General features: G+C 38.8%; 1 protein-coding gene. It reads left to right on the plus strand.

Features of this window, described 5'->3' with window-relative positions:
• Window positions 1-898 (plus strand): relaxase/mobilization nuclease domain-containing protein (locus EGI31_RS15175; protein ID WP_255038001.1); only part of this gene is annotated, 898 nt, incomplete at its 5' end.
• Window positions 899-990: the final 92 nt, after the last annotated feature.

Here is a 990-nt window from a genome sequence, read left to right on the forward strand (position 1 = left end):
ACGCAGTCCCATGGATGCTCTTGATGGTTCCGGAAAGCAAGCCTTAATTCAAGACTTCGAAGAACAAGCCAGTTATAGAAGGCTGGCCAAACCGTGCGGACATACCATCATCGGAATAGGAGAGAAGGGAGGCAATTGGGAGGAATTGACGACGCAACAAAAACAGCAATTCTGTTTAGATTTTATCAAAGAAAAGGGCTTTGAAAATACCCAGTATATCTTTGTAAGCCACAAAGACACCGACCACAATCACCTGCATTTAATTTATAATCGCATCGATAATGATGGAAAAGGAATTCACCAGGATAAAAACAAAATTGATAATGAATTAATCGGTTATAAGCTTTCCGAAAAATATAATCTTCCACATCCTGAGGCATCCAGAAACTGGATCCAGCGAGAGCTTCAGAAAGATTCAAAATATATCGATACCGTATTAAATAGAGAGCTGTCCGGGTCTGTTAAAGTAAAAGCCCTTGATGTAGGCCAAATTTCTGAAATTAAGGCCAATCATCCTTTATTAGACCTCGCACGAAATCAGCATCATTTGGGAAAATTGGCCCAGGCTCAAGGTGTGTCTTTCCGTGAATTCGAAGAAGATATCTATTTAGACAATCTCAGAATTTCCAAAGAAGACTTATCCGCAGTATATAAGTCTAACCGGGAGAAAATAGAAGTCCAAAAGCAAGAACAGCGTTTGAAAGTCATAAAAGAGACTGCCGTTTTACCTGACCATCAGCTGAAGATAAACAAAGCCTTAGAGCGAAATTTGCGTCAGAAACAAAAGCCGGAACTGACAGAGCAACAAAAGAGAATGGTCAAAATGGAAGATTTACCAAAACAACACCAAAAGCAGAACGAAAACAAAATCGACAAAAAGAAAGGATTAAGTTTGTAGGCTCTATCAATCACATATAGTTTTATTTTTTAAAATGATAATCTTAATCGCTACACAAGCTGTAGAAGCAATGAAAGCCTGGGCAACTGTCA

Origin of the sequence: Lacihabitans soyangensis, from assembly GCF_024343775.1 — a bacterium.
GTDB classification, from domain to species: Bacteria; Bacteroidota; Bacteroidia; order Cytophagales; family Spirosomataceae; genus Leadbetterella; species Leadbetterella soyangensis.